This window comes from Pseudonocardia lacus (assembly GCF_018531445.1).
GTDB classification, from domain to species: domain Bacteria; phylum Actinomycetota; class Actinomycetes; order Mycobacteriales; family Pseudonocardiaceae; genus Pseudonocardia; species Pseudonocardia lacus.
The window spans coordinates 1-23,187 of sequence record NZ_JAHDTH010000130.1; the positions used below are offsets into that span (position 1 = coordinate 1).

Annotated in this window: 22 protein-coding genes; 20 read left to right on the plus strand and 2 right to left on the minus strand. The window is 74.5% G+C overall.

The features are described 5' to 3' along the window. The 14 genes from KIK08_RS24670 to KIK08_RS24735 all read left to right on the plus strand — a co-directional run. Positions 1-965: ABC transporter substrate-binding protein (locus KIK08_RS24670; protein ID WP_214405628.1), on the plus strand; the 965-nt coding region annotated here is incomplete at its 5' end. Then, entirely contained in the window at positions 965-1,801 is an 837-nt protein-coding gene (locus KIK08_RS24675) for an ABC transporter ATP-binding protein (protein ID WP_214405629.1), read from the plus strand. The genes KIK08_RS24670 and KIK08_RS24675, both read left to right, overlap by 1 nt. Then, a complete protein-coding gene (locus tag KIK08_RS24680) occupies positions 1,801-2,592 on the plus strand; it encodes an ABC transporter permease (RefSeq protein WP_214405630.1) in 792 nt (263 codons plus the stop codon). The genes KIK08_RS24675 and KIK08_RS24680 overlap by 1 nt, the downstream gene beginning before the upstream one ends. Before the next feature lie 170 nt (positions 2,593-2,762). Further along, complete coding sequence (locus tag KIK08_RS24685; protein WP_214405631.1) at positions 2,763-3,923, plus strand: NDMA-dependent alcohol dehydrogenase; 1,161 nt, start codon at positions 2,763-2,765, stop codon at positions 3,921-3,923. A 9-nt stretch (positions 3,924-3,932) separates the two neighbouring features. Beyond that, positions 3,933-5,408: an aldehyde dehydrogenase family protein gene (locus tag KIK08_RS24690; protein ID WP_308257858.1), complete on the plus strand. Its 1,476-nt coding sequence runs from the start codon at positions 3,933-3,935 to the stop codon at positions 5,406-5,408. A 22-nt stretch (positions 5,409-5,430) separates the two neighbouring features. Then, on the plus strand, positions 5,431-6,378 hold the full coding sequence (locus KIK08_RS24695; protein ID WP_250557746.1) for a TIGR03560 family F420-dependent LLM class oxidoreductase: 948 nt from the start codon (positions 5,431-5,433) through the stop codon (positions 6,376-6,378). Next, positions 6,375-7,493, plus strand: a complete 1,119-nt coding sequence (locus KIK08_RS24700) for an NDMA-dependent alcohol dehydrogenase (protein WP_214405632.1) — start codon at positions 6,375-6,377, stop codon at positions 7,491-7,493. Before KIK08_RS24695 ends, KIK08_RS24700 begins: the two co-directional genes overlap by 4 nt. Position 7,494: 1 nt before the next feature. After that, the gene (locus KIK08_RS24705) at positions 7,495-8,811 is read left to right on the plus strand and encodes a phenylacetate--CoA ligase family protein (RefSeq protein ID WP_214405633.1); all 1,317 of its coding nucleotides are present in this window, start codon (positions 7,495-7,497) and stop codon (positions 8,809-8,811) included. 12 nt (positions 8,812-8,823) lie between these two features. Continuing rightward, the gene (locus KIK08_RS24710) at positions 8,824-9,372 is read left to right on the plus strand and encodes a UGSC family (seleno)protein (protein ID WP_214405634.1); all 549 of its coding nucleotides are present in this window, start codon (positions 8,824-8,826) and stop codon (positions 9,370-9,372) included. Beyond that, positions 9,369-10,460, plus strand: coding sequence for a hypothetical protein (locus tag KIK08_RS24715; protein WP_308257859.1), 1,092 nt, complete (start codon positions 9,369-9,371; stop codon positions 10,458-10,460). Before KIK08_RS24710 ends, KIK08_RS24715 begins: the two co-directional genes overlap by 4 nt. Then, on the plus strand, positions 10,457-11,296 hold the full coding sequence (locus KIK08_RS24720; RefSeq protein ID WP_250557744.1) for an SDR family NAD(P)-dependent oxidoreductase: 840 nt from the start codon (positions 10,457-10,459) through the stop codon (positions 11,294-11,296). Before KIK08_RS24715 ends, KIK08_RS24720 begins: the two co-directional genes overlap by 4 nt. Then, positions 11,293-12,183, plus strand: coding sequence for an SDR family NAD(P)-dependent oxidoreductase (locus KIK08_RS24725; RefSeq protein ID WP_214405635.1), 891 nt, complete (start codon positions 11,293-11,295; stop codon positions 12,181-12,183). The genes KIK08_RS24720 and KIK08_RS24725 overlap by 4 nt, the downstream gene beginning before the upstream one ends. A gap of 1 nt (position 12,184) precedes the next feature. After that, positions 12,185-13,282, plus strand: coding sequence for a zinc-dependent alcohol dehydrogenase (locus tag KIK08_RS24730; protein ID WP_250557748.1), 1,098 nt, complete (start codon positions 12,185-12,187; stop codon positions 13,280-13,282). Between the two features lie 8 nt (positions 13,283-13,290). Continuing rightward, on the plus strand, positions 13,291-14,292 hold the full coding sequence (locus KIK08_RS24735; RefSeq protein WP_214405637.1) for an amidohydrolase family protein: 1,002 nt from the start codon (positions 13,291-13,293) through the stop codon (positions 14,290-14,292). Positions 14,293-14,305: 13 nt separating this feature from the next. Here KIK08_RS24735 and KIK08_RS24740 read toward each other — a convergent pair whose 3' ends face one another. Further along, positions 14,306-15,025, minus strand: a complete 720-nt coding sequence (locus tag KIK08_RS24740; protein ID WP_214405646.1) for an IclR family transcriptional regulator — start codon at positions 15,023-15,025, stop codon at positions 14,306-14,308. A gap of 369 nt (positions 15,026-15,394) precedes the next feature. Here KIK08_RS24740 and KIK08_RS24745 point away from each other — a divergent pair, with 369 nt between their 5' ends. From KIK08_RS24745 to KIK08_RS24770, 6 genes are all read left to right on the plus strand, one after another. Next, complete coding sequence (locus tag KIK08_RS24745; protein ID WP_214405638.1) at positions 15,395-17,011, plus strand: ABC transporter substrate-binding protein; 1,617 nt, start codon at positions 15,395-15,397, stop codon at positions 17,009-17,011. Positions 17,012-17,013: 2 nt separating this feature from the next. Continuing rightward, entirely contained in the window at positions 17,014-18,036 is a 1,023-nt protein-coding gene (locus tag KIK08_RS24750; RefSeq protein WP_308257860.1) for an ABC transporter permease, read from the plus strand. Beyond that, on the plus strand, positions 18,023-18,898 hold the full coding sequence (locus KIK08_RS24755; RefSeq protein WP_214405639.1) for an ABC transporter permease: 876 nt from the start codon (positions 18,023-18,025) through the stop codon (positions 18,896-18,898). The genes KIK08_RS24750 and KIK08_RS24755 overlap by 14 nt, the downstream gene beginning before the upstream one ends. Positions 18,899-18,968: 70 nt before the next feature. Then, positions 18,969-20,051: an ABC transporter ATP-binding protein gene (locus KIK08_RS24760; RefSeq protein ID WP_214405640.1), complete on the plus strand. Its 1,083-nt coding sequence runs from the start codon at positions 18,969-18,971 to the stop codon at positions 20,049-20,051. Then, positions 20,048-21,118 carry an ABC transporter ATP-binding protein gene (locus KIK08_RS24765; protein ID WP_308257861.1) on the plus strand — a complete coding sequence of 357 codons (1,071 nt, stop codon included), beginning with the start codon at positions 20,048-20,050 and terminating at the stop codon, positions 21,116-21,118. Before KIK08_RS24760 ends, KIK08_RS24765 begins: the two co-directional genes overlap by 4 nt. Beyond that, on the plus strand, positions 21,115-21,378 hold the full coding sequence (locus KIK08_RS24770) for a hypothetical protein (RefSeq protein WP_308257862.1): 264 nt from the start codon (positions 21,115-21,117) through the stop codon (positions 21,376-21,378). Before KIK08_RS24765 ends, KIK08_RS24770 begins: the two co-directional genes overlap by 4 nt. 168 nt (positions 21,379-21,546) lie before the next feature. On the opposite strand, the gene KIK08_RS24775 is transcribed toward KIK08_RS24770, so the two are convergent. Further along, positions 21,547-22,980 carry an amidase gene (locus KIK08_RS24775; RefSeq protein ID WP_214405641.1) on the minus strand — a complete coding sequence of 478 codons (1,434 nt, stop codon included), beginning with the start codon at positions 22,978-22,980 and terminating at the stop codon, positions 21,547-21,549. Positions 22,981-23,187 lie beyond the last annotated feature (207 nt).

A 23,187-nucleotide genomic window follows, 5' to 3' on the forward strand; every position in this document is an offset into this window, starting at 1 on the left:
CGGCCGCGCCCGGCACCACCGGCACCGGCGCCGGCGGCGAGCCCACCCCCGTCACCTTCCTCAACGTCCTGCCGATCGAGAGCCTGACGTTCACCCCGGAGATCATCGCCAAGGCGGCCGGGCTGTTCGAGCGCGAGGGCCTGGACGTGCAGTTCCAGGTCACCCGCGGCAGCGCCCAGGCGATCCAGACCGTGATCGCCGGCGGCGGGCTGCTGACCCGGGTCGGCGACAGCGAGATGATGGTCGCCACCGGCGAGCGCTCCGCCCCGATCAAGGTGGTCGCGCAGCCGTCGCAGGTCTCCACCCTGCGCATGGTCTCGCTGGCCGACGACCCGATCAACGGGCCCGCCGACCTGCGCGGGCGCACCATCGGCATCCCGTCCGAGGGCGGCACCAGCGAGACGCTGGTCGACATGCTCTCCGCCACCGGCGGGCTCGCCGAGACCGACGTGACCAAGCAGGTCGTCGGCGTCGCGCCGGGCGTGTTCGACCTCGTCCGGCAGGGCCGCATCGACGGCTACGTGGTCAGCATGGACACCGCGCGCGTCCTGCAGGGCCAGAACCCGGACGTCGTCGTCCTCGACCCGTCGCAGTCGATCGCGTCCGGCACGCAGGTCTACATCACCTCGCAGGCCGCCGTGGACGACCCGACCCAGCGCGACGTCGTGCAGCGCTACCTGCGCGCCGTCCGTGACGCGCAGCAGATGGTCATCGACGACACCGAGCTGGACAAGACGCTGGAGATGCTGGGCTCCCAGTACGACATCCAGATCCTGGACGACCCGGAGCTGGCCAAGGCGACCCTGCGCGACTACACGGCCAGCTGGCAGGCCAACGGCTCGCTCATGCAGGTCGCCCCGGACAAGTGGGGGCAGGTCTACCAGGAGTCGGTGAGCGTCGGGCTGGTGTCCGCAGGCCTCGACCCGGCCGGCTGGTTCACCAACGACCTGCTGGGGCAGGGCTGATGGGGAGCCCGTCGCTCGACAAGGGCGGCACCGGCACCCTCGCCGCCGAGGGCGCCGCCGAGCTCGAGGTGCAGGCGGTCGACAAGACCTACCGCGCCAGGGCGGGCGCCTCGACGCACGCGCTCAGCGACATCTCGCTGTCGGTGGCCCCCGGCGAGTTCATCTCGCTGGTCGGGCGCTCGGGCTGCGGCAAGACCACGCTGCTGCGGATCCTGGCCGGCCTGATCGCCCCGACCAGCGGGCGCGTGCTCGCCGGCGGGCGCGACCTGTGGCAGGGCAGCAAGCGCGACCCGGCCGCGCTGGGCAAGTTCGGCCTGGTCTTCCAGGACGCCAACCTGTTCCCGTGGTTCTCCATCGAGGACAACATCGCGCTGCCGCTCAAGCTGCGCGGGGTCGACAAGCGCACCCGCCGGGCCAAGGCCGCCGAGCTGTGCGGGCTGGTCGGGCTCACCGGGTTCGAGAAGTCCTACCCGCGGGAGCTGTCCGGCGGCATGCGCCAGCGCGCGGCGATCGCCCGCGCGCTCAGCTACGACCCGTCGGTGCTGCTGATGGACGAGCCCTTCGGGGCGCTGGACGCGCTGACCCGCGACCGGATGAACCTGGAGCTGCAGCGCATCTCGGTGGCCACCGGCGCGACGGTCGTGTTCGTGACCCACTCGATCACCGAGGCGGTGTTCCTGGCCGACCGGGTGGTGCTGCTCTCGCCGCGCCCGGGGCGCATCCGCTCGATCACCCGGGTCGGGTTCGACCGCCCGCGCGAGCTCGACGTCGAGAGCGAGCCCGGCTTCCAGCACGTCGTGCGGACGCTGCGCCACCAGCTCGACGAGGAGGACTGATGGAGCCCATCGCGAAGGCCCGCTGGCTGCCCTGGGCCGGGACCACGGTGGTCCTGCTGGTGACCCTGCTGGCCTGGCAGCTGGCCGTCACCGTGTTCGGCATCTCGCCGTTCACCCTGCCCACCCCGGCCGCCGTCGGCGAGGCCGTCGTCGACCTGCTCAGCACGCCGTCCACCTGGGGCCACATCGGGGTGACGCTGTTCGAGGTGGCGGTCGGGTTCCTGGCCGCGCTGGTGTTCGGGCTGGTCGCCGGCGTCGTGCTGGGCCGGGCCGAGTGGCTGGAGCGGGCGGTGCGCCCGGTGCTGGTGGCGGTGCAGGTGGTGCCGAAGGTCGCCTTCATCCCGCTGTTCGTGATCTGGTTCGGCTTCGGCGTCACCTCGAAGATCATCATGGCGGCGACGCTGGCGTTCTTCCCGATCATGCTGAACGTGATGCTGGGGGTGCGGTCGGTCGAGCGCGGGCACCGCGACGTCATGCTCGGACTGGGGGCGAAGCGGTGGCCGACGTTCCGGGACCTGGAGCTGCCCAGCACCATGCCCTACGTGTTCGCCGGGATGGAGGTCGCGGTGGTGTTCGCCGTGATCGGCGCGATCGTGGGGGAGTACCTGGGCGGGAACGAGGGGTTGGGCTACCTCGTCGTGGTCAGCCTGAACGCGCTCGACGCGCCGGGGTTGTTCGCGGTGATCCTGCTGCTGGCGGTGCTGGGGTGCCTGCTCTACGCCGTGGTCAACGGGGCCAAGCGGTTCGCGATCCCGTGGCACGACTCCGTGGTCGGGCGCGAGGTCGCCTGACCACCGGGTCCGCCACCGGGAGCCGGGTCCTTCGGGGCCCGGCTTTCGCGTCGCGGAAACCCGCTCCCGCCGGGAAGGGTCGGCCGGCAGGGTCGTAAGGGCCGCAGTGAGCGCCGTCACGGCGATCACGGCCCACCGGCCAACCACCGAACGATGGGGGCGCCCGACCCATGACCACCCCGACCACTTCCGCCCGCGGTGCGGGCGAGGCGCCGCAGACCCGGCCGCCGACCACCCGCGCGGCGGCCTGCTTCGCGCCGCGCGAGCCGTGGCGGATCGTCGAGCTGGAGCTGGACCCGCCGGGCCCGAACGAGGTGCGGGTCCGGTTCCACGCGGCCGGGCTGTGCCACAGCGACGACCACATCCAGAAGGGCGACGCGATGATGCGCTTCCCCTGCGTCGGCGGCCACGAGGGCGCCGGCGTGGTGGAGGAGATCGGTGCCGGCGTCACCCGGGTCGCCGTGGGCGACCACGTGGCCTGCTCGTTCATCCCGGCCTGCGGCACCTGCCGGTACTGCTCCACCGGTCGGCAGAACCTGTGCGACGCCGGCAAGAACGCGGCGACCGGCGAGTTCGCCGACGGCACGTTCCGGTTCCACTACCAGGGCCAGGACGTGGGCGGGATGTGCGTGCTGGGCACGTTCGCCGAGCGCGCGGTGATCAGCGAGTTCTCCTGCGTCAGGATCGCCGAGGACATTCCGTTCGAGATCGGGGCGCTGGTCGCCTGCGGCGTCCCGACGGGCTGGGGCACCGCCGTGTACGCGGCGGGGGTGCGCCCGGGGCAGACGGTCGTGGTCTACGGCAGCGGCGGGGTCGGTTCGAACGCCGTGCAGGGCGCGCGCCACGCCGGGGCGAAGAACGTGGTCGTGGTCGACCCGGTGCCGTTCAAGCGCGAGATGGCCGAGCTGCTGGGCGCCACCCACACGTTCCCCGACGCGGCCAGCGCGCACGCGTTCGTGGTCGAGGAGACCTGGGGCGAGCTGGCCGACCACGCCCTGATCACGGTGGGCTCGCTGCACGACGAGGTGATCGACTCGGCGCTGCAGGTGGTCGGCAAGACCGGCCAGGTGACGATCACCGCGGTCGGCAACGGCTCGATCAACCACGGGGCCGGGATGTTCATCGGCTACCAGCGCCGGGTGCAGGGCGCCATCTTCGGGCAGTGCAACCCGCAGTTCGACATCCCGCGGCTGCTGGGCCTGTGGCAGGCGGGCGACCTGAAGCTCGACGAGCTGATCACCCGCCGGTACCGGCTCGACGAGGTCAACCAGGGCTACCAGGACATGCTCGACGGCAAGAACATCCGCGGCATCATCGTCCACGAGCACTGAGGCCGCGACGTGACGATCAACGAGACGATCACCGAGACGACCGGCGGGGGCGCCGGCGCGGGCGTGCGCACCGAGCTGCAGCTCATCGGCGGGCAGCGCGTCCCCGCCGCCGACGGGCGCACCATTGACGTGCTCGACCCGGCCACCGGCGCGGTCATCGCGACGGTGCCGCGCGGCGGGTCGGCCGACGTCGACGCGGCCGTCGACGCGGCCGAGGCGGCGTTCCCGTCCTGGCGCGACACCAGCGCGACCGAGCGCGGCGCGCTCATCGCCCGCTGGGCCCAGCTCGTGCGCGAGCACGAGGCCGAGCTGGACGCGCTGGAGAGCCGTGAGGTCGGCCGCCCGCACTGGGGGCCGCCGCCGATGGCCCGCATCCTCACCTTCATCGCCGGGCAGGCCGACAAGGTGCAGGGGCTGTCGCTGCCCACCCACACCCCGGACGCGATCGGGTTCACCCTGCGCGAGCCCTACGGCGTGTGCGGCAGCGTCATCCCGTGGAACGCGCCCGGCCCGATGTTCGCCAACGACGCCGCCGCGGCCATCGCCGCCGGCAACACCCTGGTGATCAAACCGGCCGAGGACGCCCCGCTCACCGCGCTGGCGCTGGCCGCGCTGGCCCACGAGGCCGGCGTCCCGCCGGGCGTGCTCAACGTCGTCACCGGTTACGGCCCCGAGGCCGGGGCGGCGATCCCGGCCCACCCGCGGGTGCGCCGGATGAGCTTCACCGGCTCCCCGGCGACCGGTTCGGCGGTGATGTCGGCCTGCGCGACCAACCTCACCCCGCTGCACCTGGAGCTGGGCGGCAAGTCGCCGCAGGTGCTCTTCGCCGACGCCGACCTGGACAAGGCGGTGCCCGCGATCGTCGCCGGCATCACCCTCAACACCGGCCAGATCTGCGCGGCGGGCTCCCGGGTCGTCGTCGAGCGGTCGGTGCACGCCGAGGTCGTGCAGCGGCTGGCCGAGCACATGGGCCGGGTGACGGTGGGCCCGGGCACCGAGCGCGTGCGGATGGGCCCGCTGATCAACGCGAAGCAGCGCGATCGGGTGCTCGACTACGTGCGCCTGGGCCGCGAGGCCGGCGCCGAGCTGGTCACCGGCGGCGGCGTGCCGGACGGGCTGGACAGCGGCTTCTTCGTCGAGCCCACCCTGTTCGACCGGGTCGACCCGGGCATGCGCATCGCCCGGGAGGAGATCTTCGGCCCGGTGCTGTCGGTGATCGCGGTCGAGGACGAGGCCGAGGCCGTGGAGGTGGCCAACGGCACCGACTACGGGCTGGTCGCCTCGGTCTGGACGAACGACATCGGGCGGGCCGTGCGACTCACCCGGGCGCTGCAGGCCGGCCAGGTCGCGCTGAACTCGGCGCTGGGCGCCGGGGTGATCGGCGGCCCGTTCGGCGGCTACAAGCGCTCGGGCTTCGGGCGCACCATGGGCGCGGACGCGGTGCTGGAGCACACCCAGGTCAAGACGGTGGCGTTCCGTGGCTGACCGGGTGCGGACGCGGGTGCTCATGGAGCCGCGCCACGGCGCCCGCTACGCCGACATCCTCGCCCTGGCCACGGCGACCGAGGACGCGGGCTTCGAGGCGTTCTTCCGCTCCGACCACCTGATGGGCGTCGACCCCGCCGACCCGACCTACCTGCCCACCGAGTGCTGGTCGACGCTGGGCGGGATCGCCCGCGAGACCAGCCGGGTGCGGCTCGGGGCGCTGGTCGGGGCGGCGACGTTCCGCTGGCCCGGGCTGCTCGCCGCGGCGGTGGCCTCGGTCAACGAGATGAGCGGCGGGCGGGTCGAGCTGGGCCTGGGCACCGGCTGGTACGAGCGCGAGCACGCCGCGTTCGGCATCCCGTTCCCGGCCTCGGGCACCGAGCGCTTCGACCGGCTCGCCGAGCAGCTCGCGATCGTCACCGGGATGTGGCGCACCCCGTTCGGCGAGGCGTTCTCCTTCGTCGGGGAGCACTACTCGGTCGCGGAGAACCGCACGCCGCCGCGCCCCGACCCGGTGCCGCCGGTGATCGTCGGCGGGACCGGGGCGAAGCGCACGCCCGCGATCGCCGCCCGGTTCGCCGACGAGTTCAACGGGGCGCTGGCCCGCGACGGCGCCGAGCTCGCCGCCCGCTACGCCGCGTTCGAGCGGGCCTGCGCCGACATCGGCCGCGACCCGGGCACCGCGCGGCGCTCGGTGGTGGTGCCGGTGGCCTGCGGCGCCTCGCCCGCCGAGGTGCGGCGCCGCGCCGCGGTGATCGGTTCGGAGCTGATGCGCGGCAACGCCGCGATCGGCTCGCCGGACGCGGTGGTCGAGCACCTCGACGACCTCACCGGCGCCGGCGCGGACACCGTCTACCTGCACATCTACGACATCCACGACCTCGAACACATCGCGCTCATCGGCGCGGAGGTCCTGCCGCGGCTCGCGCGAACCGCGTCCCCGTCCACACCCACCGGGAGCCACCGATGACGACCACCACCCGCGCCGGCATCGCCCGCGCCGCGCACCAGGGCTGGGAGATCGCCGAGCTCACCCTCGACGAGCCGAAGGCCCACGAGGTGCGGGTCCGGTTCCACGCCGCCGGCCTGTGCCACTCCGACGACCACATCACCCAGGGCGACGCGCCCGTGCGCTTCCCGATCGTGGGCGGGCACGAGGGCGCCGGCGTCGTCGAGGCGGTCGGCCCGGACGTGCGCCGGGTGGCGGTCGGCGACCGGATCGTCTGCTCCTACATCCCGGCCTGCGGCTCCTGCCGGCCGTGCTCGACCGGGCACCAGAACATGTGCGTCACCGGGCTCAACGCCGCGACGGGCATGTTCCTCGACGGCACCTACCGGTTCCACCTCGGCGAGGAGGACCTGGGCGGGTTCTGCTCGCTGGGCACGTTCTCCGAGCGGGCGGTCGTCTCGGAGTGGGCGTGCCTGCCGCTGGCCGACGACATCTCCTTCGAGATCGGCGCCCTGGTGGGCTGCGGGGTGCCCACCGGCTGGGGGTCGGCGGTCTACGCGGCCGGCGTGCGGGCCGGCGACACGGTGGTGATCTACGGGGCCGGCGGGGTCGGCTCCAACGCCGTGCAGGGCGCGCGCTACGCCGGCGCCAAGAACGTGGTGGTCGTCGACCCGGTCGAGTTCAAGCGCGACATGGCCAAGGTCTTCGGGGCCACGCACACCTTCGCCGACGCCGGCGAGGCCCACGACTTCGTCGTCGACGCCACCCGCGGCCAGCTCGCCGACCACGCCATCTGCACCCCCGGCGTGCTCACCGAGCAGGTCGTGCAGAGCGCGGTGCAGGTGACCGGCAAGTCGGGCAAGGTCACCGTCACGGCCGTCGGCAAGATCGACGAGCGGGCCGTGAAGGTGCACGCCGGCCAACTGATCCTCTACGCCAAGCAGGTGCGCGGCGCCCTGTTCGGCGACTGCAACCCGCTCTACGACGTGCCCAAGCTGCTCGATCTGTACCGCTCCGGCGACCTCAAGCTCGACGAGCTGATCACCCGGAAGTACCGGCTCGACGAGCTCAACGACGCCTACCGCGACCTCGCCGACGGGAAGAACATCCGCGGCGTCGTCGTGCACGAGGTCTGAGATGGGCACGTTCGTCGCACCCGAGGACCGCGAGGCCGTCACCGAGCTGCTGCGCGGGCAGCTGGAGGGGTTGGCGGCGCGCTCGCCGTTCTACGCCGACCTGTTCGCGGCCCACGGCGTCGGCAGGGGGAACATCTCAGCCGCGTTCGCCGGCCTCGACGACCTGGCCGCGTTCCCGTTCACCGACAAGCAGATGCTGCGCGAGTCGCAGGCCGCCACGCCGCCGCTGGGCCGGCACGCCGCGGTGGCCATGCCCGAGATCATCCGGGTGCACGCCTCCACCGGCACGACCGGTCGGCCCAGCTGGGTGGGCGTCACCCGGCGCGACGCCGCGGCCTGGACCGACATGGTCGCGAACGCCTTCCGCACGATGGGCGCCGAGCGCGACGACGTCGTGCTGCACGCGGCCGGGCTGGGCCTGTTCGTCGGGGGCCTGCCCATCCGCGACGCGCTGGAGCGGATCGGGGCCACCGTCGTCCCGGTCGGCACCGGCGCCTCGGAGAAGGCGGTGCTGGCGATGGAGACGCTGGGCGTCACCGCGCTGCACTCCACCCCCTCCTACGCCCGCTACCTCGCCGAGCACCTGCGCGCCGCCGGGCGCGACCCGAAGGAGTTCGGGCTGAAGAAGATCTTCGTCGGGGGCGAGCCGGGTGGCGGGGAGCCGGCGTTCCGGGCGCACGTGGAGTCCGAGTGGGGCGCCACGGTCACCGAGGGGCTGGGCAACGCCGACATGGCCCCGGTGATCTTCGGCGAGCCGCCCGCCTCGGCGGGCATGCGGTTCACCGGCGGCCGGCACGTGGTCGTCGAGCTGATCGACCCCGACACCGGCGAGCCCGTCGACGTCGAGCCCGGGGCCAGCGGCGAGCTCGTCTACACCTCGGTCGACCGCGAGTGCTGCCCGCTGGTGCGCTTCCGCACCCGCGACCGGGTGCGCGTCACCGGCGTCGGCGCCGACGGCGCCCCGCTCATCCGCTGCATCGGGCGCACCGACGACATGCTCATCGTGCTCGGCGTCAACGTCTTCCCCTCCGCGGTGCGCGACCTCGTGCAGACCCTGCACCCGCGCACCACCGGCGCCGTGCAGATCGTGCTGCCCCGGCAGGGCCCGCGCGTCGAGCCGCCGCTGCGGGTGGAGGCCGAGTGGGGTCCGGGCTGCGGTGCCGACGGGGACGCCGACGGCGCCCGCGAGGTGCTCGGCCGCGAGCTGGAGACGTTGATCCGCAACCGGCTGTCGGTGCGTGCGGCGGTGACCCTCGTCCCGCCCGGCTCGCTGGAGCGCTCGGAGATGAAGAGCCGGTTGACCCGGCTCGCCGGTTAGAAGGGGGCCACCGTGCCGAACGCCATCCTCGACCCCACCGGTCGCACACCGGTGCCGCGCGAACCGGGCGGGGCTCCCCGCGCGGCCCGCCGGCCGGACCTGACCGGCGCCCGCATCGGGCTGCTGGAGAACACCAAGCACAACGCCGACCGCATGCTCGACGAGATCGCCGCGCTGCTGGTCGCCGAGCACGGCGCGGCCGAGGTGGTGCTGCGGCGCACCAAGCAGGCGTTCGCGCTGCCGGCCCCCGACGAGCTGGTCGCCGAGTTCGTCGAGGGCTGCGACGTCGTCATCACCGGCGTGGGCGACTGCGGGTCGTGCAGCGCCTCGGCCGTCGCCGACGGCGTGGTGTTCGAGGCGGCCGGCCTGCCCGCCGCGGTCATCTGCAGCGACGCCTTCGTCACCACCGCCGACGCCATGGCCGACCTGCGCGGCGCGCCCGGCTACGCCTACGCCACGACCGCGCACCCGGTCGCCGTGCTCAGCCCCGAGCAGGTGGCCGACCGGGCGAAGCACCTGGTGGCCGACGTGGTCGCGCTGCTGACGGACGGCAGCCGGTGACCGACCTCGACCCGGGCAGCCTCGACCCGGGCAGCCTCGACCCGGACATGGCGCAGGCAGCCATCGAGCACTGCTACGAGCAGGGCTGGTCGGACGGGCTGCCGCTGGTGCCGGTCTCGCGGCCGCTGCTGGAGCGGTTCCTGGCCACCGTCGACCGCGCCCCCGACGAGGTGATCGGCCACCTCCCGCAGTTCGACCGCTCGGTCACCGTGGAGCTGGCCGCGATCAACGCCGCGATGGCGGGCTGCCGGCCGGAGTACTTCCCGGTCGTGCTGGCCGCGTGGGACGCGCTGGTGCTGGAGCGCTCGACCGGCGGCGGGGGGTGGCAGTCCACCTCCGGGCCGGCCCCGCTGATCGTGGTCAACGGACCGGTCGCGACCGAGCTGGGGATCAACGGCGCGGGCGGGGTGTTCGGGCCGGGCTTCCGGGCCAACATGACGATCGGGCGGGCCATCGGGCTCATCGTGCGAAACGCCTACGGCATCCGCCCGCACGTGCTGGAGCAGGCCACCCAGGGCCTGCCCGGGCGCTGGACGATGTGCATCGCCGAGAACGAGGCCGAGAGCCCGTGGGAGCCGCTCTCGGTCGAGGCCGGGGTCGGGCCGGGCGTCTCGGCGGTGTCGGCGACCCTGCTGCGCACCAGCGAGTTCGTCGACAACCGGCACACCTCCAGTGCGGAGCAGTTGCTGGCCGACTTCGCCGACACCCTCTCGCGCACCGGCGCGTGGATCTTCCGCAACGCCTCGGCCGGCGTCGTGTTCTGCCCCGAGCACGCCCAGATGCTGGCCGCGGCCGGCTTCGGCCGGGCCGAGGTGCGGGCCTGGCTGGCCGAGCACTGCGGGCGGATGGTGTCCGACCTGGCCGCGGTGGGCAAGGACGGGCTCGGCGACAAGGGCGTCCGGCACGCCGACGGCACCCGCGAGGCGGGCTTCGACCCGCTGCTGGCCTCGGCCGAGCCGAAGAACCTGCTGCTGGCCGTGGCCGGGGCGCGCAACGCCGGGATCTCGATGGTCGTGCGGATCTTCTCCGACTGGTCCGGGCGGGCCGTGCCCGTGCGGGCCCGCGAACGGGCGGAGGTCGGCGCATGACGGACCCGACGGACCCGTTGACCGACCCCTTCGCCGACGCCGGCCCCGGCTGGATGCGCGGGCGCACCGCGCTGGTCACCGGCGGCGGGCAGAACGGCACGCTGCCCGGCGTCGGGTACGCCACGGCGGTCGTGCTGGCCGGGCACGGCGCCCGGGTCGCGGTGCTCGACCGCGACCCCGCCGCGGCGCGGGTGAGCGTGGAGCGGATCGAGAAGGACGGCGGCGAGGCGCACGCCGTGATCGCCGACGTCACCGACGACGCCGCCTGCGGGCGGGCGGTGGCCGAGGTCGTCGAGCGCTTCGGGGCGCTCGACGCGCTGATGAACAACGTGGCGGTCGGCGACCGCGCCGGCCTGTTCGACGTCGGCCCGGACCGCTGGGACGAGCTGATGTCGCTGAACCTCAAATCGGCCTGGCAGGTCACCCGGCACGCGGTCCCGGTGCTGCCGCCGGGCGCGGCGATCGTCAACGTCTCCTCGGTCGGCGCTTCGGCGCGCGGGCCGGGCATGGTCTACAACGTCGCCAAGGCCGGGCTGGAGAACCTCACCGTCGGTGCCGCGGCCACCCTGGGAGCGCAGGGCATCCGGGTCAACACGGTGCGGGTCGGGGCCATCTGGGGCGCGTTCGCGGCCCGGAACATGTCCGAGGACATGCGCGAGCGGCGCCGGCAGGGGATCGGGCTGGGCACCGAGGGCACCTCGTGGGACATCGCGCACGCGGCGCTGTACCTGCTCTCCGACCGGGCCCGCTGGGTCTCCGGGCACACGCTGACCGTGGAGGGCGGACCGCCGCGGCGCTTCCCGCCCGGCCCGCCGATCACCGAGGTCGCAAAGTGACCCGCATCGCCCTGGTCACCGGCTGCGGCAAGCGCGACGGGATGGGCCAGGCCATCGCCCACCGCCTGGCCGGGGCCGGGTACGCCGTGCTGGTCAGCGACCGGGAGAAGGCGGGCGTGCTCAACACCCGCCAGGAGCGCGCCGGGGTGCTGGAGCGCAACCGCTGGGACGGCCTCGACGAGCTGGTCTCCGAGATCCGGGCCGCCGGCGGCACCGTCGAGGCCGCGCTGGGCGACATCGCCGAGCCCGACGACGCCCAGCGCTTGGTCGACACCGCCGTGGAGGCGTTCGGCCGGCTCGACGTGCTGGTCAACAACGCCGCCGCGCCGCAGGGCCCCGACCGCGCGGACATCGAGGCGGTGCCGCTGGAGGTCTGGGACCGGCTGATCCGGGTCAACCTCACCGGCACCTACCTGATGTGCCGGGCCGCGGTGCCGGTCATGCGCCGGCAGCGGTACGGGCGCATCGTGTCGATCTCGTCGATGGCCGGGCTGTCGGCGGCGCCGTTCAGCACCGCCTACTCGGCGTCCAAGGCGGGGGTGATCGGGCTGACCCGGTCGCTGGCCATGGACGTCGCGGCCTGGGGCATCACGGTCAACGCGATCTGCCCCGGGCTGGTGGGCACCAGCCGGGCGATCCTCGACCCCGACCCGGCGCTCGACGTCGACGCCACCCTGGCCGCGCGCGGCCGGCGGATCCCGGTGGGCCGGGTCGGGCTGCCCGAGGACATCGCGGCCGCCGTCGCCTACCTGGCCGGCGAGGACGCCGGCTACGTCACCGCGCAGACCCTGGTGCTGGACGGCGGGGGGTTCTCGGCGTTCCCGCTGCCCGGGCCGCAGGACCCGCCACCCAGCCCGTCCCCAGCGCAAGGAGCCAGCCGTGACTGACATGGTCCGGGCCGCCGTGCAGACCGCGCCCCGCACGATCGAGCTGCGCGAGTTCCCGCGCCCGCCGCTGGGCCCCGACGACGGGCTGCTGCGGGTGGAGGCCAACGGCATCTGCGGCAGCGACGTGGAGATGTTCCGCGGCCACATGGGGATGCGCGGCGGCCCGACGATCCCCGGCCACGAGCCGCTGGGGATCGTCGAGGAGGTGGGGGAGAAGGCCGCGCAGCGCTGGGGCGTGCAGCCCGGCGACCGGGTGGCGCTGGAGGTCATCGTCCCCTGTCGGTCCTGCCACGACTGCCTGACCGGGCGCTACCAGTCCTGCCGGCACCGCCGCTTCGGGCACGGGGTCACCCCGATCGACGTGGCGCCGAGCCTGTGGGGCGGGTTCGCCGAGCACCTGTACCTGACCCCGGGCGCCGTGCTGCACAAGGTCGACAAGGACCTGCCGGCCGAGCTGGCCGTCATGTTCAACCCGCTGGGCGCGGGGGTGCGCTGGGCGGTGCACCTGGGCGGGGCCGGGCTGGGCGACACGGTCGTCGTGCTCGGCGCCGGGCAGCGCGGGATCGCCTCGGTGATCGCGGCCAAGGCCGCCGGGGCCGGCACCGTCGTCGTCACCGGGCTGGAGGCCGACGCGCACAAGCTGGCGCTGGCCCGCCGCTTCGGCGCCGACCACACGCTCACCGTGGACGGGCCCGACGGCGTCGACGTCGTCGAGGCGGTCAACGACCTGACCGGCGGCGCCGGGGCCGACGTGGTGCTGGAGCTGACCCCGATGGCCCACGCGCCGGTCGAGCAGGCGCTGCTGGCCGCCAAGCACGGCGGCACCGTCGTGCTGGCCGGGCTCAAGGGCAACGCCCAGGTGCCGCTGCGCACCGACCTGGTCATCAACCGGGCGCTCACCGTGCGCGGCGCCTACGGCGTCGACGCCAAGGGCTACGCCGACGCGATCGCGATCATCGAGTCGCGCCGGTTCCCGCTGGAGGAGCTGCACACCCACACCTTCGGCCTCGACGACACCGAGCTGGCCCTGCGCACCGCGGGCGGCGAGGTCGAGGGGGAGCTCGCCGTCCACGTCTCCGTCCACCCGAACGGCTCCTAGGAGGACCAGTGCTGGTCGACGCGCACACCCACGTGCTGCCCCGGGACTACCCGGCCGGCGCCCCGGAGTGCTTCCCGCGCATGGAGCCGATCGACGGCGACAGCGCGCGCGAACTGCTCTGGGGCGCGCTGCGGTACCGCGCCCGCGACGTGTTCTTCGACGCCGAGCGCCGGGTCGCCGAGCAGGAGGCCGAGGGTGTCGACGTCGAGGTGCTCAGCCCGATGCCGCCGCTGCTGCGCTACGACCTGCCCGCCGCGGAGGGCCTGTCGCTGGCCCGGCACGTCAACGAGTTCACCGCGGCGCTCTCGGCGGCCGCGCCCGGGCGGCTGATCGGGTTCGGGATGGTCCCCATGCAGGACCCGGACGCGGCGGCCGCGGAGCTCAAGGCCATCCGCGACCAGGGCCTGTGCGGGGTGGAGATCACCTCCAACGTGCTGGGCGCCTCCATCGGCGAGGAGCGCTTCCGCGGCTTCTTCACCGAGGCCCAGCGCCTCGACCTGCCGGTCTTCGTGCACGCCATGCCCGCGGCCACCGACCGGCTGCCCAAGAGCGCGGCCGGCACGTACGTCGTCGGCCTGGAGGGGGCGATGGCGGCCGCGTCGATGATCGCCGGCGGCACCGCGGAGGCCTGCCCGGACCTGCGGATCTCGTTCAGCCACGGGGCGGGCGGGCTGGCGATGATGCTGCCGCGCGCGCAGTACTTCTGGGCCGGCACCTGGAACGAGGAGCCGGCGAAGCCGGACCGGGCGATCGCGCACGTCGGCCCGGCGCCGCTGGAGCTGGCCCGCCGGTTCTGGTACGACGGCGCGGTCTTCGACCGGCGCGCCGTGCGCTACCTGGTCGACCTGCTCGGCGCCGACCGCCTGCTGGTCGGCTCGGACTACCCGGCGATGCCGCGCGAGGAGCCGGCGGGCGCCACCGTGCGCAGCGTCGAGCTGACCCCCGAGCAGCTGGAGGACGTCACCTGGCGCAACGCCTTCCGCTGGCTGGGCACCCAGTCCGCCCGCTGAGCCGGGACCGCTTCTAGCCGACCCGGGCGGAGATCGAGCGGGTGATCGCGGTGGCCACCTGCTTCAGGGCGGCGGCCAGCTCGCGGGGGCGGGCCCGCTCGGCCTCCACCACCACCGAGATCGCCGCGGCCACCTCGCCGTCGGCGCCGTGCACCGGCACGGCGACGGCGAGGTTGGGCAGGGTGATCTGGCCGCGGGCCACCGCCACCCCGCAGCGGCGGATCTGGGCCAGCGAGCGGCGCAGCTCGCCGGGGTCGGTGACGGTCAGCTCGGTGAAGCGCTCCAGCGGGCCGGCCAGCACCTGCTCCTGCAGCTCGCGCTCGGCGTAGGCGAGCAGGACCAGGCCCATGCCCGAGGCGTGCATGGGCCAGCGGTCGCCGACCCGGCTGCTGATCGGGTGCCGGGTGCGGGCGCGCATCGTCTCGACGTAGACGACCTCGACGCCGTCGCGCACGCCCAGGTGCACGTTGCCGCGGGTGGTGCGATGCAGGTCGTCGAGGTAGGGGAAGGCGACCTCGCGCAGCTCCAGCCCGCGCGGGGCCAGCGCCGAGAGCTCCAGCAGCCGCAGGCCCACCGCGTAGCGCCCGGCGGGGTCGCGTTCCAGGGCGCCGAAGCTGACCAGCTCGCCCACCAGCCGGTGCGCGGTGGGCAGGGTCAGGTGGGCCCGGCGGGCGATCTCGCTCAACGACAGGGTGCGGTGCCGGGGGCCGAACGCGTCCAGCACGGACAGCACCCGACCCGCCGCGGTCGGCCGCGGTCGCGGGCCCTGCGCCGGCGGCGCCGCAGCGTCCCGGCACGCCTCCCGGTCCGCGCCGCGCTCCGCGTCCCGTTCGGCGCGCCGCCCCGTCCGTGCCTGCGTAACCGCCAGCTCGCCCACGCCGACTCCTTCGTCCAGCGCCCGTCCTTGCGCCCCAAGTCTCACGGTGCGCGGCCCGCCGTCACAAGCGCCCCCGGGAGCAACCGGACCGGGACGTCCGTCGCGGACTTGTCTTCCGCCCCGCGAAAGCGGGGTCTGCCCCGGCGGTCCGGCTCCCCGACGCTGGACGCCGTTGAGTGAGCCCGGTCACGGCTCCACCACGGACCTCGGACCCAGGAGAACGACATGAGACGGCTGCGGTTGCGGTACTCGGCCGCCCTGGTTGCGGCCCTGATCGGCGTGGCGGCGTGCGGCGGGGGCGGTGGTGGCGCGCCCGCGCCCGACGCTGCGGCGGCCGGCCCGCCGCAGCGCGGGGGCGAGCTGACCGTGCTGGAGGACGTGGCCTTCGCCGGCGGCTGGCCGACCGGCCTCGACCCGGCGACCAGCACGACCGGCGGCGCGAACGTCTCGCAGATGTCGGCGATCTACGGCGGGCTGTTCCGGCTCGCCGCCGACGACGACGGCTCGAACGCGCGCGTCGAGCCGAACCAGGCCGAGAGCTACGAGCTGCTCGACGACGGCCGGACGGTGCAGCTCAAGATCCGGCCCGGCATCGCGTTCAGCGACGGCACGCCGATGGACGCCGAGGCCGTCGCCTTCAACTTCACCCGCGCCGTCAACTCGACCTGCACCTGCAACCCGCGCTGGCCGCTGGCCGAGAACGGGATCACCGTCGTCGACCCGCAGACGATCCGGCTGACGTTCACCCGGCCCTTCGCCGCGGTCATCAACTCGTTCCCGGTGTCGAACACCAACTGGATCGTCTCGCCGACGGCGCTGCAGCAGCAGGGCGAGGAGCAGTTCAAGATCACGCCGGTCGGGGCCGGACCGTTCACGGTGGTGTCCAACCAGCTGTCCTCGGAGCTGGTGCTGGAGCGCAACCCGACCTACTTCAAGGAGGGCCTGCCCTACCTGGACAAGCTGACCTTCCAGTCGATCGGCGGCGACCAGCCCGCCTACCAGGCCCTGCTGGCCGGCCAGGCGCAGGCCTACGAGGGCCTGAGCACCACCCCGCTGCTGGAGGCCGCCCAGCAGCAGGGCCGGATGACCGTCACCGTGCAGCCGCCGACCTCGCCCTACGTCATCCAGCTCAACACCAAGGACGGGCCCTTCGTCGACCCGCGCGCCCGCGAGGCCATCTACGCCGCCACCGACTTCGAGGCCATCGCCCAGGGCCTGTTCCGCGGCCTCTACCCGGTGAGCCAGACCTTCACCGGGCCCGGCGGGCTGTTCCACCAGGAGAAGGTCGAGGGCTACCAGGGCCACGACGTCGAGCGGGCCAAGCAGCTGGTGGCCGAGCTGGGCGGGCTGACGGTCAACCTCGGGACCCTGCGCGCCTACGTCGCCCAGCAGGTGATGACCGCGCTGCAGACCCAGTGGCAGGAGGCCGGCATCACGGTCACCACCGAGACCTACGAGCTGTCCACCCTGGTCCAGCAGTTCAACTCCAACCAGTGGCAGGCGATGCTGCAGACCGCGGGCGCCTGGGACCCGGCCTCCGGGGTGGGCGTGGCGTTCCGGTTCTCCTCCACCTCGCCGTTCAGCGGCGTGGCCGACCCGGCGCTCGACCAGATGCTCAACGACGCCGCGGCCACCGTCGACCAGGCCGAGCGGGCGCGGCTGTACACCGAGGCCGGCAAGTACATCAGCGACAACGCCTACGCCCCGTTCGGGCTGGCGTTCGCCGCGGCCAACCTGGCCACCGAGGGGGTGCACGGGCCGGGGCTCACCACCAAGATCCCGCCGATCGTGGTGAACGCCGGCATCCTCTGGGACGAGGTCTGGCGGGCGGCGCCGCAGTGACGGTGGCGACCCGGCCCGGCGCGGACGCCGACCGGGCCCCGGGGAGGCTGGCGGCGCTGCTGGCCTCACCGGGGGCCCGGCTGGTCGGCAAGCGGCTGCTGATGGCCGTGCCGATCCTGCTCGGGGTGAGCGTGCTGACGTTCTGGGTGCTCAACCTGATCCCCGGCAACGCCGCCCAGCAGCTGCTCGGCCCCGAGGCGACGCCCGAGCAGGTCCGGACGCTGGAGCAGCAGCTCGGCCTCGACCAGCCCGGCTACGTGCGCTACCTGGGCTGGCTGGGTTCGGCGGTCACCGGCGACCTGGGCACCTCGCTGGTCAGCGGGCAGCCGGTGACCTCGCAGATCGGCGAGCGGCTGGCGGTGTCCGGGGAGCTGGTCGGGCTGGCCTTCGTGGTCTCGCTCGGGCTGGCCATCCCGGTGGCGCTGCTGGCCGCCTACAAGCCGGGCCGCATGTTCGACCGGGTCAGCATGCTGGTCTCGATCACCGGGCTGTCGGTGGCGAACTACGTGCTCGCGCTGCTGCTGGTGCTGCTGTTCGCGGTGGAGCTGGCGCTGTTCCCGGCGATCGGGTTCGTGCCGCTGTCGGAGAGCGTGGCCGGCAACCTGCACTCGATGGCGCTGCCGGTCGCGGCGATCGCGTTCCCGCTGTTCTGCTTCTACACCCGGTTCCTGCGCGGCGACCTGGTCGACCAGCTGCAGGGCGAGGACTACGTGACCACCGCCCGGGCCAAGGGCATCGGGCCCGGCCAGGTGCTGCTGCGCCACGCGTTCCGCAACTCGTCGTTCGGGCTGATCACCGTCGTCGGGCTCAACCTGGGCACGCTGATCGGCGGCACCGTCATCGTCGAGCAGATCTTCGCCCTGCCCGGGATCGGGCAGCTGATGCTGCAGGCGATCAACACCCGCGACTTCGTCGTCGTGCAGGCCTGCGTGCTGGTGTTCGCGATCGTCGCGGTGCTGGCGAACCTGCTCGCCGACCTGCTCTACGCCGTGCTCGACCCGAGGATCCGCTATGGCAGTCGTTGACGCCGCGACGGCCACCGTCGCGTCCCGGCCCGTCGGGGGTCGGGCCGGGGCGTGGTGGCTGCGCAACCTGGAGATCGCCGTGCCGGCCGGGGTCGTCGCGCTGGTCGTGCTGGCCTGCTTCGTCGGGCCGCTGGTGCTGCCGGTGCCGCCACCGGTCGGCGGCAGCGTGCTCGAGTCCTACCTGGACGCGGGCTCGCCCGGGCACCTGCTGGGCACCGACCCGAACGGCAACGACATCTTCTCCCGCATCCTGCACGGCGGACAGTCCTCGCTGACCGTCGCGGTCGCGGTGAACCTGCTGGGCCTCGCCGTCGGCGGCACCCTCGGCGCGCTGTCGGGCTACCTCGGCGGCGCGACCGACACCGTCATCATGCGGGTGCTCGACGTGCTGATCGCGTTCCCGTCGCTGGTGCTGACCCTGGCCGTGGCGCAGAGCCTGGGCGCCTCCCAGACCAACACCGTGCTCGCGCTGGCGTTCTTCAGCATCCCGGCGTTCGCCCGGATCTCCCGCGCGGCCACCCTGCGGCTGCGGGAGCTGCCGTTCATGGCCGCCGCGCAGCTGTGCGGGACGCCGGGGTGGCGGGTGCTGGCCCGCCACGTCGCGCCCAACATCGCCCCCCAGCTGATCACGTTCGGCATGCTCGGGATGGGCATCGTGATCGTCATCGAGGGGGCGCTGAGCTTCCTCGGACTGGGTATCCCGCCACCCGCGCCGAGCTGGGGCAACATGATCGCCCAGGGCCAGCAGAGCCTGTCGGCCACGCCGATGCTGGTGGTGTGGCCGTGCGTGGCGCTGTTCGTGACCGTGCTGGCGTTCAACCTGCTGGGGGAGACACTGCGCGCCCGCTGGAGTGGCCGATGAGCGAGCCCGCGAGCGAATCATCCAGCACAGCGCCCGCGCAGCGCCGACCGAGCGCTAGCGAGGGAGTGCGATGAGCGAGTTGGCGAGCGAACCGGTGGCGCAGCGCGAGGACGTGCTGGGCACCGCCACCGCCGACGCCCCGGTGCGGGGCCCCGCGCCGGACCCGGCCGAACCGCTGCTGGTGGTCGACGACCTGCGGGTCCGCTTCGTCGGCCGCGGGCGCACCGTGCACGCGGTCAACGGGCTGAGCTACTCGCTCGCGCCGGGCCGGACGCTGGCGATCATCGGCGAGTCCGGGTCGGGCAAGAGCGTGGCGGCGCGGGCGCTGATGGGCCTGCTGCCGTCGACGGCGAGGGTCAGCGGCTCGGCCCGCTTCGACGGCACCGAGCTGGTCGGGCTGTCCGAGCGGGAGGCCCGCCGCCACCGCGGCGCCGACATCGCCATGGTCTTCCAGGACCCGGCGCGCTCGCTCAACCCGACGATGCGGATCGGCGTGCAGATCGCCGAGGCCGTGCGGGCGCACTCCGACCTGGACAAGGCGGCCGCCCACCGGCGCGCCGTCGAGCTGCTGGCGATGGTGCACCTGCCGGCCCCGCAGCGGCGCTTCCACGAGTACCCCCACCAGCTCTCCGGGGGGATGCGGCAGCGGGTGATGATCGCGATCGCGCTGGCCGGCGAGCCCCGCCTGCTGGTCGCCGACGAGGCGACCACCGCGCTGGACGTCACGACCCAGGCCCAGATCATGGAGCTGCTGCTGGAGCTGCAGCAGCGCCTGGGCACGGCCATCGTGCTGATCAGCCACGACCTCGGGCTGGCCGCGAGCTACGCCGACGACGTCGTCGTCATGTACGCGGGCCAGGTCGTCGAGCGGGCGCGCACCGCCGACCTGTTCGCGCACGTGCGGATGCCCTACACCGGGGCGCTGCTGGGGGCGATCCCGCGCCTGGAGCGCGAGCCGCACTCGCTGCTGCCGGTGGTGCCCGGGCAGCCACCGGACCTGTCGGCGCTGCCGGGGGGCTGCCCGTTCCGGCCGCGCTGCTCGTCGGCCACCGACGAGTGCGCCGAGGGCCCGCCGCTGCGCGAGCACGAACCCGGCCACTGGTGGGCGTGCTGGCACCCCCTGCCGGACGCACCCGTGAAGGAGGGCGTGTGACCACGCTGGAGAAGGGGACCGCGCCGGTCGACGGCCGCCGCCCCGGCGAGGAGCTGCTCAGCGCCCGCGACCTGGTGCAGGAGTTCCCGGTGCGGGCGGCCGGGGGGGTGCGCGGCGGGACCGTGCACGCGCTCTCCGGCGTCTCGTTCGACATCCGGGCGGGGGAGACGCTGGGCGTGGTCGGGGAGACCGGTTCCGGGAAGTCCACGCTGGCCCGCTCGGTGATCCAGGCGCCGCCACCGCGGTCGGGCTCGGTGGTCTTCGAGGGTACCGACCTGACCCGGCTGCGCCGGCGCGCGCTGGTGCGCGCCCGCCGCGAGATGCAGATGGTCTACCAGGACCCGTACGGTTCGCTGAACCCGCGCTGGCGGGTCAGCGAGCTGGTCGAGGAGCCGCTGCGCGGCTACGGGGTGCGCGACCGCGGGCCGCGGGTGGCCGAGCTGCTCGACATGGTCGGGCTCGACCCCTCGGTCTACGGCAGGCGCCGCCCGCACGAGATGTCCGGCGGCCAGTGCCAGCGGGTCGCGATCGCCAGGGCCATCGCGCTGAACCCGGCGCTGGTCATCTGCGACGAGGCGGTGTCCTCGCTGGACGTGCTGATCCAGAGCCAGGTGCTCAACCTGTTCGAGCGACTGCGCCGCGAGCTCGGCCTGAGCTACCTGTTCATCTCCCACGACCTGGCGCTGGTCAAGCAGGTCAGCGACCGGGTGGCGGTGATGCACCTGGGGCAGCTGGCCGAGGTCGGCCCGGCCGAGGCGCTCTACCGCGGCCCGCGCCACCCCTACACCGCCGCCCTGCTGGACTCCATCCCCGGCCTGGACGCCCGCACCGGGCGCCCGCGCCGTCCGGCGCCGCTGGCCGGCGAGCCGCCCTCCCCGCTCGACCCGCCCTCGGGCTGCCGCTTCCGCACGCGCTGCCCCCGGGCGCGGGAGCGGTGCGCGGTGGAGGAGCCCGTGCTGGTCGAGCGGGCGCCCGACCACCGGGTGGCCTGCCACTTCCCGATCGAACCCGGCACGCCCACCGGGGCCGACGCCCCCGCCGACGCCGCCGAGAGGACCACCCCGTGACCGAGAGCGCAGCCGGGAGCCCGGCCGACGGCGACGACCGTGCCCTGGCGGACCTGCGGCGCACGCTGGCCGCCGACGACTACGGCCTGGAGGTGACCCGCGCGGGCACCGACGTGCTGGCGCGGATCACCGCGGGCCCGCAGGCCTGCGCCGACTGCCTGGTGCCCCCGCCGATCATGCGCGGCATCCTGGGTCGGGCACTCGGCGTGGCCGAGGAGTCGATCTCGGTGCAGTACCCCGCGGAGTCCGAGCTGCACTGAGGGCCGGCACCGGGAGCCGCAGCGCGCCGGCGGCTGCGCGGCGCGGTCGACGCCGTCTTCGCAGACTCCCCGTAGTCCTCGCAGGTGCTGTGCACTCTGCGCCGGCTACACCGCCCCTGCGAAGACTCCGCGAGCGGTGACGACACCGCGAGCGGTCGGGTCACCGCATCAGCCGGCGAGGACGGCCGGGCGGCGGTCGGCCCAGGGCAGCGCCCGCTCCAGGTCCGCGGCCAGCGCCAGCAGCGTCGCCTCCTGGGCCAGCCCCGCCGCGAACTGCACCCCGATCGGCCAGCCCCGCTCGGAGGTCGCCAGCGGCAGCGAGATCGCCGGCATCCCGGTCACGTTGGACAGCGCCGTGAAGCCGGCGAACGCGAAGATCCGGTGGTACCAGCCGCGCGCGTCGAGGTCGGGGTCGTTCGCGTCCAGGTGCCCGAGCTCGGTGTTCGGCGCGCACATCGTCGGGGTCAGCAGCACGTCGTGCTCCTGGTGGAACGCGGCCATGGTCCGGGTGGCGGCGTTGAAGGCGCGGTCGGCGGCGTAGATGTCGGTCGCGCGCAGGGCGCGGCCGTGCTCGGCGCAGGCCAGGGTGGTGGCCTCCAGCGTGTCCGGGCCGGGGGTGACGCCCAGCGCGGCGGCGAGCCCGTCGACGCCGTCGGCCAGGAAGCTGCACCAGGCGATCAGGTTGGCCTCGTCGAACGCCTCCGCGTCGAGCGCGGGCGCGGCCTCGACGACGGTGTGGCCGAGCCCGGCCAGCGCGTCGGCCACCCGGCGGACCGCGGCGACGCACTCCGGGTCGACCGTGCCCGTACCGGACAGGGGCGTGGTGCTGACCGCGACGCGCAGCGGGCGGCTGCCGGCGCGCGCCAGTTCGGCGAACGACCCCTGCGGCGCGGGCAGCAGGTAGCGGTCTCCCGGCTCGCTGCCGTGCACGGCGTCGAGCAGGCCCGCGCAGTCGCGCACGGTGCGGGTCAGCGCGAACTCGATGCCCAGCCCGAGCAGCGGGTCGGCGTAGTCGGGGCCGACGGTGGTGCGACCCCGGGTCGGCTTGAGCCCGACCAGCCCGCACGCCGCGGCCGGGATGCGGATGGAGCCGCCGCCGTCGTTGGCGTGCGCCACCGGCAGCGCCCGCGCCGCGACGAGCGCCGCCGAGCCGCCGCTGGAGCCGCCGGGGCTGCGGGTGGTGTCCCACGGGTTGCGCACCGCCCCGGTGGCGACCGGCTCGGTGCTGGCGTTGAAGCCGAGCTCCGGGGTCGCGGTGACGGCCATCGCGGCCAGCCCGGCCGCGCGGAACCGGCGCATCAGGTAGCTGTCGGCCGGCATCGGGACGCCGGGGCCCAGCAGCCGGCTGCCCGCCCGCTGCGCGACGCCCTCGGCGTGCAGGACCAGGTCCTTGATCGCGAACGGGACGCCGCCGAAGGGGCCGGCGGCGTCGTGCGCGAGCGGTTCGGCGAAGCGCTTCCCGACCAGCGGGTTCAGCTCGCCCGCCACCTCGTCGATCGCGGCCGCGGCGGCCTGCTGCACCTGCGCGGCGCTCACCTCTCCGTCGCGGATCAACCCGGCGAGGGCGGTGGCGTCGTGGGCGGCGTACTCGTCGATCCGCATGGTTCCTCCTCGCCCCGCTCCGCCGCGGGTGCGCCGGCACGCTAGCCCCGCGCGGCGGCGCGGGGCATCGGCAGAACGACCGATCCGTTCGGGAACGGGGCTGGTGGGGACGGGATCCGGCCGTACTGTGGGCCGGTGACCGCCCCGCCGCCCTCGCCGCGGCTGCGCGCCGCCCGGGAGCTGCTCGGGCTGCTGCGCGGCCGCCCG

Excerpts from the sequence above, each read along its gene's own strand:
- KIK08_RS24675 (WP_214405629.1), top strand. The coding sequence starts at position 965 with ATGGGGAGCCCGTCGCTCGACAAGGGCGGCACCGGCACCCTCGCCGCC.
- KIK08_RS24680 (WP_214405630.1), top strand. The coding sequence starts at position 1,801 with ATGGAGCCCATCGCGAAGGCCCGCTGGCTGCCCTGGGCCGGGACCACG.
- KIK08_RS24685 (WP_214405631.1), top strand. The coding sequence starts at position 2,763 with ATGACCACCCCGACCACTTCCGCCCGCGGTGCGGGCGAGGCGCCGCAG.
- KIK08_RS24695 (WP_250557746.1), top strand. The coding sequence starts at position 5,431 with ATGGAGCCGCGCCACGGCGCCCGCTACGCCGACATCCTCGCCCTGGCC.
- KIK08_RS24700 (WP_214405632.1), top strand. The coding sequence starts at position 6,375 with ATGACGACCACCACCCGCGCCGGCATCGCCCGCGCCGCGCACCAGGGC.
- KIK08_RS24705 (WP_214405633.1), top strand. The coding sequence starts at position 7,495 with ATGGGCACGTTCGTCGCACCCGAGGACCGCGAGGCCGTCACCGAGCTG.
- KIK08_RS24720 (WP_250557744.1), top strand. The coding sequence starts at position 10,457 with ATGACGGACCCGACGGACCCGTTGACCGACCCCTTCGCCGACGCCGGC.
- KIK08_RS24730 (WP_250557748.1), top strand. The coding sequence starts at position 12,185 with ATGGTCCGGGCCGCCGTGCAGACCGCGCCCCGCACGATCGAGCTGCGC.
- KIK08_RS24745 (WP_214405638.1), top strand. The coding sequence starts at position 15,395 with ATGAGACGGCTGCGGTTGCGGTACTCGGCCGCCCTGGTTGCGGCCCTG.
- KIK08_RS24755 (WP_214405639.1), top strand. The coding sequence starts at position 18,023 with ATGGCAGTCGTTGACGCCGCGACGGCCACCGTCGCGTCCCGGCCCGTC.
- KIK08_RS24760 (WP_214405640.1), top strand. The coding sequence starts at position 18,969 with ATGAGCGAGTTGGCGAGCGAACCGGTGGCGCAGCGCGAGGACGTGCTG.
- KIK08_RS24775 (WP_214405641.1), bottom strand. The coding sequence starts at position 22,980 with ATGCGGATCGACGAGTACGCCGCCCACGACGCCACCGCCCTCGCCGGG.